This window comes from Kiloniella majae (assembly GCF_002118315.1).
Taxonomy (GTDB): domain Bacteria; phylum Pseudomonadota; class Alphaproteobacteria; order Kiloniellales; family Kiloniellaceae; genus Kiloniella; species Kiloniella majae.
In genome coordinates this window covers 1-277 of the sequence record NZ_MTSZ01000029.1, presented here as the reverse complement: position 1 = coordinate 277, position 277 = coordinate 1, and the positions used below count along the sequence as shown (strand labels likewise).

Below are 277 nucleotides of genomic sequence, written 5' to 3'. Positions count from 1 at the left end.
AGGAGATTCAAGGCTCAAGAGAGCGAGAAGCGAAAGACGGAGAGGACCAGAGGTGAGGGACTTGAGAAGGAGAGCCAACGGGGTATCGACCAAGGGGGGGGGGGGGATCAAGGCTCGGGAGGAGGGGGGGGGAAGGAGAGGAAAAGGGAAAAGAAACAGAGGACGAAAATCAGGAGAAGGAGGGAAAGGTAACGAAAAACAGGGGAGAAGAGAACTGAGGAAAAAAGAAGAGAAAGCACCAGAGCAGATGCATTAAGAAAACAATGCGGGAAAGAAG

The 277-nt window shown here is 52.3% G+C and carries 1 protein-coding gene; it reads left to right on the top strand.

Translation table 11 applies throughout. The features are described 5' to 3' along the window. On the top strand, positions 1-192 hold a 192-nt coding region (locus BKB51_RS21005; protein ID WP_218044111.1), incomplete at its 5' end, for a hypothetical protein. Positions 193-277 lie beyond the last annotated feature (85 nt).